Genomic DNA, 15,338 nt, shown 5'->3' with positions numbered 1-15,338 from the left:
CAAACGCCCCCGTATTTTCATGCGGGGGCATTTTTTTGGCCGCTCTGCGGCTACATCGCGCGGCACGCAAAGCAGGAAGGATCGACCTGTGGGAGTTTGCTCGCAAACGAAGTTTTTCCCTGCCTTTCCCAAAACCATTTCGCGTTCAAGCTCCTTATTCGCCAGCCACCCACTGCTGGGCACGGGCAATCTCTGCAAAAGGAAAATGTCGGATCTCGGCGGACACAAAATGGTCGGCGATCTTTTCCGCCAATATGCCAAGCGAGGAATCTGTCACCAGCGCCACACGGCGAACGGCCCGGTGATGGTCACGGACGAAACGCAGATGGTGCACCAGTGCGGAAAACGACTCCCAACCGGGGAAGGAGTCCGTGGCGATAACCAGCCCTTTCAGCTCGCCGTGACGCTCTATGGCAGGGTCAATCCGGGTAGCCACGTCGACGAAATCTGCCTCGCTCAGCGGTGCCTCGGGCCAGACACTGGCCACATTAGTGGCCTCGTCGTAGAGTACTTTCATGACTGTCACTCCCTTGTTCAGTCTCCGTAAAAATGTCAGCCCGGAGGATCCGGACGCGTCTCATCATCGTCTTCCCCGGAAGGCTCGTCCATGGGGGTGAGTTCCAGCTTCAGACCATCGGAGGTGAAGAAGGGGGTATCTTCCTCGGCGACCTCTTCCTTCCCTTCTGCGTCTTCCTGTGCGGGTTCGGGTTGCGCCTCCTCCAACTCGCCCCGAGCGGCCCTCAGCCACTCCGGCACGTCATCATCCGCTGCCTGCTCCTCATCTTTCGGGGTGAGTTCAAGATGTTCCAGATCCGTGGAGAAGGCCTTGGCTTTCTCCAGATAGTTGCTCAAGACCTGCGGCTTTTCCTTGTCGTCCGGCAAATACGCCTGGAAGAAACCGCGCATCTCCACCAATTCATCTTCCAGCAACAAGGGCACCAGGGTGGAATACATATCCATCAGGGTAATGGCGTTCTTGGAGGAATCGGAGGTGGTCGCGGACTGCAGCCGGCTGGCTACCGCCGCATTCAGGGTATGCAGATCATTATAGATATCCGTGAGGCCATCGAACTCTATACGCCCCTGCCCACTGCGTGTACGGCTCAGAAAATATTGCGCCAGCAGATACATGCCCGACACCCGGAATACGGTTTCTTCCTCCGAGCATAGAGGCAGATGGAAGCGGGCCAGCGGCTTCATGAAGGCGGTCTTGGGACAGCCACAAATCGGGTATATGAGGTCCAGCATGGAGGCGATCACCCGCTGCAACGGGGTTTTCTGGCGCACCCGCCGCTCTTCAGTGATCACTTCCACAACAGCCTCATCAATGGAACGGGTGTCATGGAAGCGGTCCACAATGGTGTGTAACTGCAATGCCAGCGGACAGTGGGTATGGGTGTCCGTAGACAGGGGACAATGGGAACACTGGCGGTAATCCAGACGCGTCCAGGCAGGCGGGTCCGCCACCTCCTCCCCGATCAGGTCAAAGGTCTCGTCGTCGAGCCGGAAGTTGAATGTTTCCAGTCTGTCCTGATCCAACTTGATACGATAAATGATGTCGACAGAGTTCATGCTGTGTAACGGTGTCCACCATAGTCATTCTTGTTATTCCCGCAGGAATGTCCTTGTTTTGGGCCCCTGGCCAGTGACGCTCAGGCCGGGTCAGCTTGTTGCAGTCCCTTCTGCTCTTCGCGACGCAGAAACAGCTCCACGCCGATAAAAGCGAAGGGAACCACCGCCGCCAGAAAGATCAGTAACCACACCATCACAGACCAGTTCCGGCTGTTACTCACCCACAATGACAACACCATGTAGACCAGAAACAGCACTCCATGGGTCATGCCGATCATGAAGACATAATCGCGACTGATCAGCCCCAGTGACACACTCAGGATCACCAGGAAGGATAGCCCTTCGGCCAGACTCGCAGCGCGAAACAGATTCAACACTTGTTTTCCCCAGGTAAAGGCCACCTGCATACCGGCATCCTGCCCGGTGCGGCGCCAGATTCTGCCCGTTGCGTCTGCACGGGCCTTGTTCTGTGAGACGACAGTGTTGTCTGCAAACACGGCCATGACAAGGACGGCAGTCACAGCAATCGCCACGCCTGTCCATTGCCACTGTTCATTCCTCCCCCTCCCGGAACGAGGCAAGGGCCATGTTCTTCAGCAAGGCCTGATAAAGACGCACCGCCCGAATCGGTTTGCTGACAAAATCATCGACCCCCGCAGCAAAAGCAGCCTGTTTGTCCTCCCGGCCCGCATTGGCGGTCATCGCAATGATCACATTGTCTCGCAACGCCGGCGTCTGCCGTATCCGCCGCGTGGCCTCATAGCCATCCATGACCGGCATCTGCACATCCATCAAGACCGCGTCATAACGCTGCCTGCCCAGCGCCTCCAGGGCCTGCTGGCCATTACTCGCAACCGCCACATCTACCCCCGCCTGCATCAACAATTCCCGCGCTACCATCTGGTTCACTTCGTTGTCTTCGACCAGCAATATCTGGCAGCCCTGAAGTCGCTGGAGTTCTTCAGGCTCCAGGCGGTCTTTATGCTGTGGCACCTTGCCGTCGGTAATTCCCATGCGAGTGGTAAACCAGAATTCACTGCCCTTGCCCGGCTCACTTTCCACCCCGACCTGGCCGCCAGTGGCCTCCACAATGTTGCGGCAAATTGCCAGCCCCAAACCCGTCCCGCCATACTCCCGGGTGGTGGAACTGTCGCCCTGCTCGAAGGGACGGAACAAGGATTTCTGCACCTCCTGAGGAATGCCAATCCCCTGATCGCGCACCAGGAATCGCAGCTTGCAGGTGCGGCCATCCTGATTGATGAGTTTGGCGGAAATACGAATATCACCATGATCACTGAACTTGATGGCGTTGCCGATATAGTTGATCAGCACCTGCCCCAGCCGGAGCGGATCACCATAGAGATGGTCAGGCACCCCCTCAGCCACGTGAAACACAAGGTTAAGGCCTTTACTGGCTGCACTGTTCGCTAGCTGGCTTTCCACATTATTGAGCACTGCGCGCAGCGAGTAATGCTGCCGGTCCAGCTGGAATTTCCCGGTCTCAATCCTGGAGAAATCCAGCACGCTGTTGATGATGCCAAGCAGATGCTGAACTGCGAGATCAATCTTGCCGAGATATGCGCTCTGCGTTTCATCAAGTCCGGTTTTGCCCAGCAGTTCCAGCAAGCCCTGAATGCTGTGCATGGGAGTACGAATTTCATGACTGATATTCGATACAAACTCGCTCTTGGCCCTGCTGGCTGCTTCGGCCCGGTCTTTCTCGCGATTCAGCTCAAGCGTTCTGATACGAACCTTCTGCTCCAGCTCCTCATTCATCTCAAGTACACGGCGCTGGTCACGGCATCGCTCAATGGCAATCGCCGCCAGGCTGGCAGAAGCGGCAATCGTCTCGATATCGTCATCATCGGGGCGATGAGGTTCACGGTGATAAATGGCGAAAGTGCCCAGCACCTTGCCGGCAGAGTCCCGAATCGGTTCAGACCAGCACGACTCCAGCCCCGCCTGCAGGGCAAGTGCGCGGTAATCATCCCATAGCGGGTCGGTATTGATGTTTTCGACGATCACACGCTTACCGGTGTAGGCCGCCGTGCCGCAAGATCCCGCCCGGGGACCGATTGGCGCGCCATGAATCGCGTCGTTGTAGAACGACGGCAGATGGGGCGCGGAGCCAAGAGTGACATGATCACCGCTGGCATCCAGCAACAGGATGCTGCACAACGCGCCCGGATGCTGGGCTTCCACTCCCAGCACAATGGCATCCAGAATGGCTGGAAGGTCTGCACCGGTGGCAATCAGATAGAGCGCACGGGCACGGGCAGCCTCCCTGGCCTCCATCTGGGCACGCAGCGTCATGTCGGTCAGTACGCCCATGGAACCGGTGTAGTTCCCTCCTGCATCGAACAGTGGGGTACTGCCCACCTTCACCAACAGAGAACGGCCATCCTTGTGCAGGAAGCGCAGCTGCTGAAATTCCTCATTCTGTCGCTGACGGTTGGTCAGGGTGATATGGGCCAGCGCGCGGGATTCGCGCGGGTCAAGAAACTCAAGGGCAGAATGGCCACACAATGCCTGCTGCGAATAGCCCAGCATGGCTGCCAAACGGGGGTTCACAAACTGGATCCGGGCCACATGATCCAGTACCCAGATCCCTTCATCTGCCATCTCTACCATGCGTTCATAACTGACGCCCAGAGAGTGCGTAACAGCATCCAGTGATAGCGTATTCATAACCACCCCTTCCGTGGGGACAGGCGGGCTTCGCCCGTTTCAATGTGTCCGTTTAATGTGCGCCTGAACCCGCCTCAATCCAAGGCAGACTAAAGGCCAATTCGCCCGTAATGCCACTGCCCCTGAAAATCCAGGCCATTGATATAAAAGGCTTTTCCTTCAGGGCATTCCAAAATGCATCAAGCTCTTTCCTGTTATGCATCTTTCGTATAAGAAGCACGCCGCGGACGGAGGAGCGTCATGGACGCCGCAGGGTGCGGCCCGGATTTTCACCAAACCAGCGTTTATAGGCGCGGGAGAAATTACTTACATGATTAAATCCCACGGTCTGCGCCACCTGCTTGAGCGCCACCCCCTCTTCCTCAAGCAACCGTCGCGCGCAGAGCATCCTCTCGCTGCGCAGAAACTCGGCAAACCGCTTGCCGGTCTGCAGCTTGAATAGGGTATTCAGCCGGTTCTCGGTCAGCCCCATTTCCTCGGCCAACTGACTGGCCACCAACGGGGCACCGGGTTCTGCCTGAATTCGCGCCACCAATTCACTGTGGGCAGCCAGTTCCCATTCTGCTAACGCCTCATCCCGCTCCACCGGGTCGCCGCAGTACCCCTCAATCAATTCATGCAAAAAAAGAATGGACAGCGCCTCAAGTTGAAAACGTCGGCCTGGCCCCTGAAGTTGGCGGGAAAACATGCTGGACGCCACATTGCGCAACTGTGCGGACACCTCCACCTTGCGAATGGCCACCTCTTCCTCTCCGTCACCCAGGAACGGCGCAAGTCGCTCCGGGATGGCCTCCCCGAAACGCTGGGCCAGCGATGCCAGAGTACAGGTCACACCCACATGGCGAATCCACTGTCCGGCCGGCAGCAGATAACGCGTTCCCGGTGTATCCACGCGCATCAGCAATGCCTCATCTTCGGAGCAGGATAACAATGACTGTCCTGGTGGCTGGATATGGATATCCCCCAGAATGTTCCAGCTTCCCCCAATCCATCCCGGTGCAATGGAATTCTGCACTGCGAAATACGCCTCTTCCTGCACATTGAGCTCGGCAATACGCAGTGTCAGGCCGGTGCCAAAATCGACTCTTTCGATGCGCCCGCGCACACCGGGAATCTCGAACAGCTCCCCCTCCACCATGTGCAGCTCATCACTGGGGGCGTCGAATATTGTCAATCGGCCGGAATCCCGCCTGTCGTCGTTCACTGCAAATTCCTCTACCCCAAAATGATAATTATCAGGGAAATGATATAAATATTTGCGCATTAACCCCAGCCAAGTGTGCTACGTTTCCCGCGCTAACCACAATATCAATGGGGCACCCACTGCCCCGCGGGGGAAACAATGCAATTCTGGCGACGCATACTTGCACGGCTTGTGCTTGCAAGTTTATTACTGCCCATGGCCGCTCTGGCAGACCTTATTCAAATCGATGGTTTTACACCCGTCGTCGGCAGCGCCACCCGTGACGTCACACAATTTCCATTGCCCAGTTCGTCCACCACCACCAATGGCTCCAGTTTCTCCGAGTCCGGCGGCAAGGCCCAACTGACCCTGGGCGGCAACGGTAATACGGCAGGGGCCGTGGAACTGGTATACAACTTCGCCAGCCCCATTGATCTTACCGACGGAGCCACCAATGACCAGTTTTTCCTGGTCATGGACAGCATTACCCGCGCAAACGCCCCGGAAGGTGAAAGCATCGCGCTTCATGTCAGCATCAATGTGACCGGCGGCGGCAAGACCGGCACCTACAGCACCGGTATCGGCGAAGTGCCCACCGGCCAGTCACTGGCACTGAATTTTTATTGCGACGTTAACCCGGTCTGTTTTTCGCAAGGGCAGGCCCCGGACTTTTCCAGCATCACCCAGATCCGGCTCTGGCTGGCCTTCCCGAAAAATTATGCTGAAAACAATGACACCACTGCGGTGGTAATGGACTCGATGTATGTCACCCCTGGTGGCGGCAGCTTCCCGCCCGCCTTTACCAGCGCCCCGGCCAGCAGCACCTTCCGCGAAGGGCTGGCGGGCGGACCTGTGCAATTTGCCGCTTCCGGCATCCCGGAACCCGACATCACCCTCTCCGGCAGCCTGCCTGCCGGGGTCACCTGGGACAACACCAACCATCACCTCAGCGGCACCCCCGCTGCGGGTACCGGCGGCGTCTATCCGCTCCAGATCAAAGCCAGCAGCAGCGTGGGCTCGGTCATCAAGAACTTCAATCTGACTGTGGAGGCACCGCCCGCCATTACCAGCAGTGCCGCCACCACCTTCCAGCAAGGGGTCAGCGGCAGCTTCACCGTCACTGCCAATGGCTACCCGGCGCCCACTTTCAGTCATACCGGCACCCTCCCCCCCGGCGTCACTTTCAGTAGTTCAGGGGTTCTCAGCGGCACCCCCACCAGCAGCACCGGTAGCTACCCACTCACCCTTACCGCCAGCAACGGGATTGGCAGCAATGCCAGCCAGGCATTCACCCTCACCGTGAATCGCCCGCCCAATGCCACCGCTTTTTCGTTGAGCGGCCATGAAGACACCCCGCTGACCATCCCGGCATCCGCGTTCAGCACAGCCATTACCGAACTGGATGAGCAGGCCGTGTCCGTGGTGATCGCCAGTCTGCCGGTGGGCGCCAACGCCGGCACCCTGAAAAAGGCCAATGGCAGCCTGGTCTCGCTGGGCGAAACACTGCCCCTTGCCACCCTGGACCACCTGACCTTCGAACCTGCCAGTAACTGGTCCGGCACCACCAGCTTTGGCTGGCAGGCCACTGATGGCTCCCTGTCCAGTCCCATGGTCTCCGCGCAGCTGACCTTTGCAGCCGTGAACGACGACCCGGTGATTGCCGAAGGTGACAGCGGCGATTATGCCACCGATGAAGACAACAGCCTGTCGGTGACGCTCAACATCAGCGATGTGGACAACACCGAGCTGACCACCGCCGCCCTCCTCCAGCCTCTGCATGGCAGCCTGGAGATCAACAACGCCACCGTCATCTACACACCGGACCAGGACTACTATGGCACCGACAGTTATACGGTCCAGGTTCTGGATGGCGCCGGCGGCACTGCACAGCATGCCTTCAGCGTCACGGTCGCTTCCGTAAATGACGACCCGGCCATCGAGCAAGGCAACGCGGTCAACCTGACCATTGATGAAGACAACACGCCCACCGCTTTCGCGCTGCAACTGAACGCATCCGATGTGGAAGACGGCACCGCCAACACCCTGGTATGGAGCCTGCAGAGCGCGGCGACCCATGGCACCGCCAGTGTGTCGGGCGCCGGCCCCTCCCCGGCCATTGATTACACCCCGAATGCCGACTACAACGGCACCGACAGCTTTGTGGCACGGGTCACCGACAGCCATGGCGGCCACGCTGACTTCACCGTCAACCTGACCATCAGCGCTTCCAACGATGCGCCGGTGATCAACGGCACTCCGCAGCAAAGCGCGGTGGAGAACGTGCCATGGAGTTTCATTTCCAACCCGACAGATGCCGACGGTGACTCTCTCACCCTGACCCTCACCGGCAAACCTGACTGGGTCAGCTTCGACAGTAACAACGGCGCCCTCACTGGCACCCCAAGCAACGCCGATGTGGGCAGCACCGCCAACCTGACCCTGACGGTGAGTGACGGCACCAGCACCACCCCCCTCAGTTTCTCGGTGACCGTACTGGCGGATTTCGATGGCGACACCATCCCCGATGTGAATGACAGCGACATTGATAATGACGGCATGGACAACGACTTCGAGGAAGCCGCGGGACTGGATCCCTATGACAACAGCGACGCCAGCGGTGATCTGGATGGCGACGGCATTAGCAACCTGGACGAGTTCAACAACAACTCCGACCCGGCTGTGGATGATTATCCGCCCACCCTGCCGATGCCGCCAGAGACCCACGCTGACGCCACGGGTCTGTTCACATTGGTTGATCTCGGTGAACTACTCGGCCAGGACGGTCGGGATGGCCCGATTCCGGCCACCCCGGACAGCGCCTATCTCATGTCAGGACAGTCATCGATCTCACGAACCGCCACCGACCAGGCCGGCAACGAAGCCAACGCCAATCAGCTCGTCTTGCTCAACCCGCAGGCCAGCTTTCCCCAGACGCTCCACAGCGCCGAAGGGGATACCCTGACCATAACGGTTTATCTCAGTGGCCGCCCTTGGGCATATCCCGTCGAGATCCCCTTCACGCTTGGCGGCACGGCCGACAGTGCAGATCACAACCTGGTTGCCGGCACCATTTCCATCATCGACACCACCGGCAGCATCGACGTGTCCTTTACTGATGATGGCATTGCCGAGGGCAACGAAACCCTGCAGCTGACCCTGGGAAGCGACAAGAACGGCCTGGCAATACCCGGTCTCTATACCCAGCTGGACATCGTGATCCACGAAGACAATGTGGCGCCGACTGCCCGCCTGGTCGCCAGCCAGAACGGCCGCCCGACGCGCATCGTGATTGCCGACCAGGGCCCGGTCACCGTCACCGCCATCGTCGATGACGTCAACCCGGCGGACAGCCTCAGTACCGACTGGACCGGCACCGATGCCGAGCTGGTGGATTCCGACGCCAGTGACAACACCTTCACCTTCGACCCCGCCCTGCTCGCCGCCGGCACCTACACCGTGGCCCTGGCCGTCTCCGACGGCACCCTCACGGACCACACCAGCCTGGCACTGAACGTGCTGGCGGAAGCCCCTGTGCTGGGTAGCGAGAACAGCGATGCCCACGGCTGGGCGGATGATGTGGAAGGCTTTGGTGACGTGAACAACGACGGCGTACCCGACTACCTGGATGCCAATACCTTCGCCATGAACATGGCCCGCATTATTCAGGCACGCCCGGGCATCAGCGATCAGTTCCTGCTGGAAACCGAGCCGGGCCTGAGCCTGCAACTGGGTGCCACCAGCCTGGCACTGGGGGACGGCGCGGCCACCCTGGATATCCAGACCCTGATCGACACCTTCAACGTGTCGCTGCCTGCCGGCATGCGTGTTAATGACGCCACAGAAGCGCACGACATCATCATCGATGGCCTGAACCCCGGGGCCAGCACCGTGGTGATTGTTCCGCAATCCAGCCCGCTGCCGGCCGATGCCCGCTTCATTGCCCTGGCCAATCAGACCTGGACCCGGGTGACGACCGCGCAGTCCGCACCCGGCGCAGAAGGTTACTGCCCCTCCCCGCAGGACAGTCGCTTTGAAGATGGCCTCGGCAAGGGGGACTACTGTGTCAGCCTCTCCGTCACCGACGGCGGTAACCATGATGCGGACGGCACCGTGAACGGCCGCATCAGCCTGCGCGGTGCAGTGGTGTCCGCGGCCGCCGCAGACAGCCTTGAAGACTATGACCCCTTCGCCTCAGGCTCCGGCAACGGCGGCAGCCCCGGCAGCTATATCCTGCTGCTGTTGACCGCCCTTGGCCTGATGCGCAGACGCCCGGCGGCCTGATCCTCAGTGGCAACAACAAAAAGCCCCCGAAGGTTCTGCCCTCGGGGGCTTTTTTATGGTTCATCGCGGATTAGCGGAGGGGGCTGCTACCAAGGCCTTCCCGTAGGAGATTCTATGTTGTCCACCCCTTTTATGAGGCAGGCATAGATACGTAGTCAGTACGGCTCTTCATCAGCGCGAAGGCGATACGGACCAGCTTACGTGCGAGGATGACCAGGGCCTGCGTTTTCGCCAGGCCACGGTCGAGATAACCTTGGTAGACACCCGCCCAGCGGGCGCTTTTACGAGCGGCCATGGCCGCACAGTAAAGCAGTCTGCGGGTCTCTGAGTCGCCTTTTTTGGTCAGCTTGCGTTTTCCCGTTCTGGTGCCGGAGTCCTTTACATGGACATCCATCCCCAGGAAGGCGACGAAGGCGTCGCTGTTGCGGAAGTCTCCTCGCAGGAAGGCCATGACCAAGGCGTAAGCCGTCAGATCGCCCACACCTTCCAGAGATTTGCAGCGTTGTACCTGATCGCAGAGCCCTGCCTCTCTTACGGTGTTGCGAAGATGCTTCTGGATTAGTGTATCCAGACTGTTGATCTGTGAGATCAGCCTTGTCAGGCTCGCCTTGAGAATCTTTTCGCCACCCAGGCTCTGTTGGATCATGGTTCGCGCCTTGATCAGCGCCGCGCGGCGGCGTAGCAGTGTCTGCAGTGTTCGATACGCCTTGGGCGGCGGGCTCCAACGGCGCAGATCCTCCTTCTCTCTCTGCAGATGGCGGGCAAGCAGCTGGGCGTCAGAGGCGTCTGTTTTAGCTCGGCCGCCTGTTCCCTTGCGGTAGCTGCTGAGACGTGAAGCATCAATGACGTAAATGTGGTGCCCTTTGGCATGGGCCAACTCGATGACTGCCATGTGGTAAGTCCCTGTGGCCTCAATGGCGATCTCACAGGAGCATGGCAGGCTCTTGAGCCAGTGTTTAATGGCTTTGGGGGTGTTCTCGATGGTGAACGTCTGGCCCTGGAAATGAATGACCAACTCGGCCTTGGCGACGTCGATGCCGACGATAGATCTTGCTACTTGCATTGCCACTGAACTGCCCCTTGAGCTAGGTTACACATGCTTGTCGGGGCGCACCTAAACGCTGGCTTGCTGGTATCGTCGGTCTGAGGTGCAACTCAGCCGATGGATTCTTTATCGGCGTATGAATAGGTGCGGGGTGGGGCCAAGTCTCCTACCGTCTGTACCCTGAGGTCAGATGCGTCGTTGGTCCCTCCACCCCGGCAAGTCCTGCATCATTGCAGGAGAGGCATTCAAACATACAAGCGTCGCTAGCGGCGCGATACCAGCGCTTTACTTCGCCCTGGCTGAAATCGATGCCTGGTGGGAGTTCAGCTTGCTGAACGAAGGCTCTGAGCAACTGATCCTGATCCAGGACTGCATTCGTTCAGCAAGCTGAACTTCCCACACTATCAGCAAAGCCGGTTTTACCACAGAGGTCGCAGAGATCACGGAGTGAAAACAATGGGCGGCCTCCGTGGTCTCAGTGTTCACAATGTTGTTGATTCTTGCCAGCAATGCAGACCTAAGGGGTCCGCCACTTGTCACGCAAATGCTGCGGGCCGATATCCTCCACGCTGTAGCCACCAGGATGGCTCGGAAACTCTTCCAGCGTCAGCAGCTTGGGCGTCTTGCGATGCGGCAGAATACGCATCAGCCGCGCCCGCAAACGCATGATTCCTTCCACCGTATTGCGCATACGCTCACTGGGCAGGGGATATTGCATGGCATTCAACAGCGGCTCATCCATCAGCGCATACACCAGTGGCTCGGCGCTTTTCCACAGTGGTTTGGGCAGATAGAAACTCAGCAACAGATCCCGGGTGGCATTGGCTACCCGTACCGTGGCATCGGTATTGGCAAAGGTCTTCGCTTCGTAATCCAGGCTCCAGGCTTCAAACGCCTCATAGGTCTGCGGAATATTCTCGATGCGCATGCGCTCGCCCACCGCACGCCAGAAATGGAACAGAGCCAGCCGCTCATTGGGATACAGCTTTCGCCAGCCGAACTTGTCCAGCCAGCGCACCGGCTCATAGATAAAGGTAGAAAGCGTATAGAGAAAATCGTCGTTACTGATGTCGTAGCTACCGTGGATCCGGTTCATACGCTTGATAAACGTTTGCCCACGCTCGGATTCGTAGCCGTTTTCCAGTATCTCGTTAACAATGACCGCAGTGTCGTCATAGCGTCGCTGTGTGTCGCCGGTAAATTCACCGGTCCTGTCCAGTAACTCTGCGATGCTGGGTACCGCAAAAGTGCGAAACAGCGCCAGCTCCAGTGCCCGGGTCATATCCCAGGGAAATTCCAGATACGACGTCAGGAACGCAATTCTCTGGCAATCCTTCTCGGGATCCAGGCGGGCAATCTCTTTTTCTACATTGATGCGCTTTGTCATGCTTGTCTCCCTTGCCGTACCTCATCCGGGTGCAGCAAGCAGCCTAGCACAGCCACCACGCCCGCAGCCGCCCACAATAATGGGTTTAATGTTTCTGCTCGTAACTCCGGCAAACAGCAAAATAAAATGCGGGAAAAGGTAAAAAATAAAGGAAACGTGAATGGCGTCGCACTGATCGGCCAAAACAACATCTCCCCATGAAAACATACCGCGGCATTACATGGCATAATGCCACCACCGCTGAATCATGGACGAAGAAAAGACACATCATGACCACACTCCTGCTCAATCTGCGTCAGGTCCCTGAAGACGAAGCCCAGGCTGTTCGTGCCCTGCTCGATGAGCACCACATTCCCTTCTACGAAACCGAACCCAGCCTGTGGGGCATTTCGTTTGGCGGCATCTGGTTGAGCAACCCGGATGACAAGGACAGAGCCAAAACACTGCTGGCAGATTATCAGGAGGCGCGGGGCCGGGAGCAGCGGCAACGCTATGAACAAGCGCAACGAGAGGGCACGGCCCCCACCCTGATACAGCGCATCCTCGAACAGCCCCTGCGCGCCCTGGCCGTTATGGTTGCAGTGACGGGGCTGCTGCTGGTCACGCTGGTGCCTTTTTTGACGCTGGGCTAGGACAGCATCCTGCCGTCCGCATCAAACCAGAAAACCGCCTGAACGGCACTGCCGTCCCACAGTTTCATGAAGGTCCTGAGGAAGCGGAGGCGCTTTTTCTTGTGGGAGCTCTCTGTGCTCGTCAGGGTATGCTTGCAAGCGAGTAGCCTTTTCCGCACCAATATTCGCCTGCAAGCAGGCTCCCACGAGACAGGCATCTGCGAGAGTCAAAATGCGGCGGTGGAACCCTGCTCCCCTAAACAGAGAAACCCGCCGGCTTGCCAGCCTGGCGGGTTTCGGACTTCGCCAAGTCAAACTGTGGGACAGCAGTGACCTGAACGCGTTTTTATGTATGAACGCTTAGGCGTCTTCGACCACAAAGATCATGTAGCGAATGATGTTATGCAGATCCTCATCGCTGAGATCCGGGTTGTTCCCCCGCGGCGGCATCTTGTTGATGCCATGAATGGCATGCTGCAACAGCACCTCTTCACCTTTGGCAATACGCGACTTCCACATCTTTTTGTTGCCGATCAGGGGAGCATTGCGCAGCCCGGATTCATGGCATTGATGGCAGCGGTCCCAGAACAGCTTCTCTCCTGCCTTGACCTCATCGCTCATTACCGATTGCGCCACCCCCTCGGCGCCGGCCAACAGCAAGAGTCCGGCCAGACAAGGCCTGAATCCCCCCAAATAGCCCCGCGATCGGAATGTGCGTCCCTGTGACAACCACGACATAAACAGCATTACGGCCTCCGGCCTCAACCCAAAACCCCAATGATACAAATATTATTAATTGTCTCACAACAGACATGCCGCCCTACGTCGACATTGTTCCGGGCATCGCGATCACATTCAGACGAAAAGCAAACCCTCATCGGCCAAACCCAGCCGAAAGTATCAACCCACTCCCCGCAAGACCCTAACCGCCTTTCTCTTTCTGCATGAACAACGTTTCTCTCACCGCACAGGCTTTGCATTGTGCAAACCGCGTCCCGAATTTAGCCCGGGCCTCACCTACACTCCCCCTGCCCTGACGGGCTTCGCAAACATGAACACACACCACCACTGACTATTGAGGGACCAATATGCACATGCTCCGTCGGACCAGGAAGGCGGCCTTCGCCCTGGTGACAGCCCTTGCCGTGGGCCAGGCCCACAGCTTTGATTTCGACACCGGCAACGCCCCGGCAGAAGTCATTATTCCCACCATCATCCCGGTCATTCTGGAAGACGTCTCACCGGGCGCTAGCGACGCCACTCTGGTGCTGCGCAACACCACCCTGGTGACCAATGCCTGGTTTGATGCCATCGCCCCCTATCACCCCACCGCTGTCGGCGTGTACACCCGACATGCCCATCGACTGAGCGAACCCACCGACAGCGAGAAGAACACCGCGATTTTCTATGCCAGCTACCAGGTGATGAAGAGCCTGCACCCCAACCGCATGGCCACCTGGGACGCCATGATGAACAGCGTCGGCCTGGACCCCTCGGATGACAGCACCGACCCGAACACGCCCGTGGGGCTGGGTAACCTGGCTGGCATGAATGTGGTGCTGAACCGGGAAAACGATGGCATGAACCAGCTGGGCAACATTGCCGCTGATGGCACGCCAGCCAAATACCATCGGGTCCCCTATCAGGATTACACCGGTTACGTACCCAAGAACCCCGCCAACAAACTGCTCTTCCCGAGTAAATGGCAACCCGCCCAGGTCTCTACCGGGAATGGCCTGTTCAAGGTTCAACAGTTTGTCACCCCGCAACTGAAGAACGTGACGCCCTATTCCTACAACAGCCCCAAACGATTCCGGGCACCGAAACCCTGGAACAGTTTCGTGCTGAACTGGAGCGGCTATGTGAACCAGGCACAGGCGGTCCTTGAGGCCTCAGCCAACCTCACCGAACAGCAGAAACTGAAAGCCGAGTTCTTTGACAACAAATTCCGTAGCCTGGGCTTCTCCGCACTGCAGGCAGCCGGCCTTAACCAACTCACATTGATGGAATTCGTTCAGCTGGACTTTCTGGTGAATGTGGCCGCCTTTGATACCGCCATCGCTATCTGGCAAGAAAAATATCGGCACGATGCGGTGCGCCCGTTCAGCGCCATTGGCTTTATCTGGGGCGACAGCCCGGTAACCAGCTGGGGCGGCCCGGGCCTGGGCACCGTGAATGACATGCCCGCCAACCAGTGGCAGAGCTACATGAAGGTGGCCGATCACCCGGAATACCCCTCTGCCTCTGCCAGTTTCTGCGCTGCCCATGCGCTGGCCGCGCGACAGTTTCTTGGCAATGACAACCTGTTCTGGCACGTACCTGTACCGGCAGGGCAGTCCGTGGTGGAACCCGGCATCACCCCGGCAGCCGACACCGAGATCGTGTTCAACACCTGGACCGAATTTGAGCAAGACTGTGGGGAATCAAGGGTGTGGGGCGGCGTGCATTTCCCCGATGCGGTGCCGGCCGGTCAGGCCATTGGGCACCGGATTGGCGCCCTGGCCTATGATTTTGTCATGGACCATATTGAGGGAACGCCGTAATCCTTTTTCTGTTCAGATGGGCGTCGGC

Annotated in this window: 12 protein-coding genes; 4 read left to right on the top strand and 8 right to left on the bottom strand. The window is 58.4% G+C overall.

What is annotated here, in order from left to right:
* Nucleotides 1–154 precede the first annotated feature (154 nt).
* The 5 genes from HF945_RS00615 to HF945_RS00595 form a co-directional block, all read right to left on the bottom strand.
* The gene (locus tag HF945_RS00615; RefSeq protein WP_290523900.1) at nucleotides 155–517 is read right to left on the bottom strand and encodes an STAS/SEC14 domain-containing protein; all 363 of its coding nucleotides are present in this window, start codon (nucleotides 515–517) and stop codon (nucleotides 155–157) included.
* Between the two features lie 35 nt (nucleotides 518–552).
* A complete protein-coding gene (locus HF945_RS00610; RefSeq protein ID WP_290523899.1) occupies nucleotides 553–1,572 on the bottom strand; it encodes a hypothetical protein in 1,020 nt (339 codons plus the stop codon).
* 80 nt (nucleotides 1,573–1,652) lie between these two features.
* A complete protein-coding gene (locus HF945_RS00605; RefSeq protein WP_290523898.1) occupies nucleotides 1,653–2,093 on the bottom strand; it encodes a DUF3817 domain-containing protein in 441 nt (146 codons plus the stop codon).
* A gap of 31 nt (nucleotides 2,094–2,124) precedes the next feature.
* On the bottom strand, nucleotides 2,125–4,260 hold the full coding sequence (locus tag HF945_RS00600) for a response regulator (RefSeq protein WP_290523897.1): 2,136 nt from the start codon (nucleotides 4,258–4,260) through the stop codon (nucleotides 2,125–2,127).
* 238 nt (nucleotides 4,261–4,498) lie between these two features.
* Complete coding sequence (locus tag HF945_RS00595) at nucleotides 4,499–5,464, bottom strand: helix-turn-helix domain-containing protein (RefSeq protein ID WP_290523896.1); 966 nt, start codon at nucleotides 5,462–5,464, stop codon at nucleotides 4,499–4,501.
* 171 nt (nucleotides 5,465–5,635) lie between these two features.
* Here HF945_RS00595 and HF945_RS00590 point away from each other — a divergent pair, with 171 nt between their 5' ends.
* Nucleotides 5,636–9,724 carry a tandem-95 repeat protein gene (locus HF945_RS00590; protein ID WP_290523895.1) on the top strand — a complete coding sequence of 1,363 codons (4,089 nt, stop codon included), beginning with the start codon at nucleotides 5,636–5,638 and terminating at the stop codon, nucleotides 9,722–9,724.
* Between the two features lie 130 nt (nucleotides 9,725–9,854).
* Here HF945_RS00590 and HF945_RS00585 read toward each other — a convergent pair whose 3' ends face one another.
* Complete coding sequence (locus HF945_RS00585; protein WP_290525365.1) at nucleotides 9,855–10,787, bottom strand: IS110 family transposase; 933 nt, start codon at nucleotides 10,785–10,787, stop codon at nucleotides 9,855–9,857.
* 172 nt (nucleotides 10,788–10,959) lie between these two features.
* Here HF945_RS00585 and HF945_RS00580 point away from each other — a divergent pair, with 172 nt between their 5' ends.
* Nucleotides 10,960–11,160, top strand: coding sequence for a hypothetical protein (locus HF945_RS00580; protein ID WP_290523894.1), 201 nt, complete (start codon nucleotides 10,960–10,962; stop codon nucleotides 11,158–11,160).
* Nucleotides 11,161–11,286: 126 nt separating this feature from the next.
* Here the strand turns inward: HF945_RS00580 and HF945_RS00575 are convergent, their stop codons facing one another.
* On the bottom strand, nucleotides 11,287–12,156 hold the full coding sequence (locus HF945_RS00575; RefSeq protein WP_290523893.1) for an oxygenase MpaB family protein: 870 nt from the start codon (nucleotides 12,154–12,156) through the stop codon (nucleotides 11,287–11,289).
* Between the two features lie 269 nt (nucleotides 12,157–12,425).
* On the opposite strand from HF945_RS00575, the gene HF945_RS00570 reads away from it, so the two are divergent.
* Entirely contained in the window at nucleotides 12,426–12,788 is a 363-nt protein-coding gene (locus HF945_RS00570) for a DUF6164 family protein (RefSeq protein WP_290523892.1), read from the top strand.
* Between the two features lie 339 nt (nucleotides 12,789–13,127).
* Here HF945_RS00570 and HF945_RS00565 read toward each other — a convergent pair whose 3' ends face one another.
* Nucleotides 13,128–13,388 carry a c-type cytochrome gene (locus HF945_RS00565; protein WP_290523891.1) on the bottom strand — a complete coding sequence of 87 codons (261 nt, stop codon included), beginning with the start codon at nucleotides 13,386–13,388 and terminating at the stop codon, nucleotides 13,128–13,130.
* A gap of 467 nt (nucleotides 13,389–13,855) precedes the next feature.
* Between HF945_RS00565 and HF945_RS00560 the strand changes: the two genes are divergently transcribed.
* Nucleotides 13,856–15,310 carry a vanadium-dependent haloperoxidase gene (locus tag HF945_RS00560; protein ID WP_290523890.1) on the top strand — a complete coding sequence of 485 codons (1,455 nt, stop codon included), beginning with the start codon at nucleotides 13,856–13,858 and terminating at the stop codon, nucleotides 15,308–15,310.
* The last annotated feature ends 28 nt before the right edge of the window (nucleotides 15,311–15,338 follow it).

Source organism: Alcanivorax sp. (assembly GCF_017794965.1).
In the GTDB taxonomy this organism is placed as follows: domain Bacteria; phylum Pseudomonadota; class Gammaproteobacteria; order Pseudomonadales; family Alcanivoracaceae; genus Alcanivorax.
This window is presented reverse-complemented; position numbering and strand designations above follow the sequence as displayed.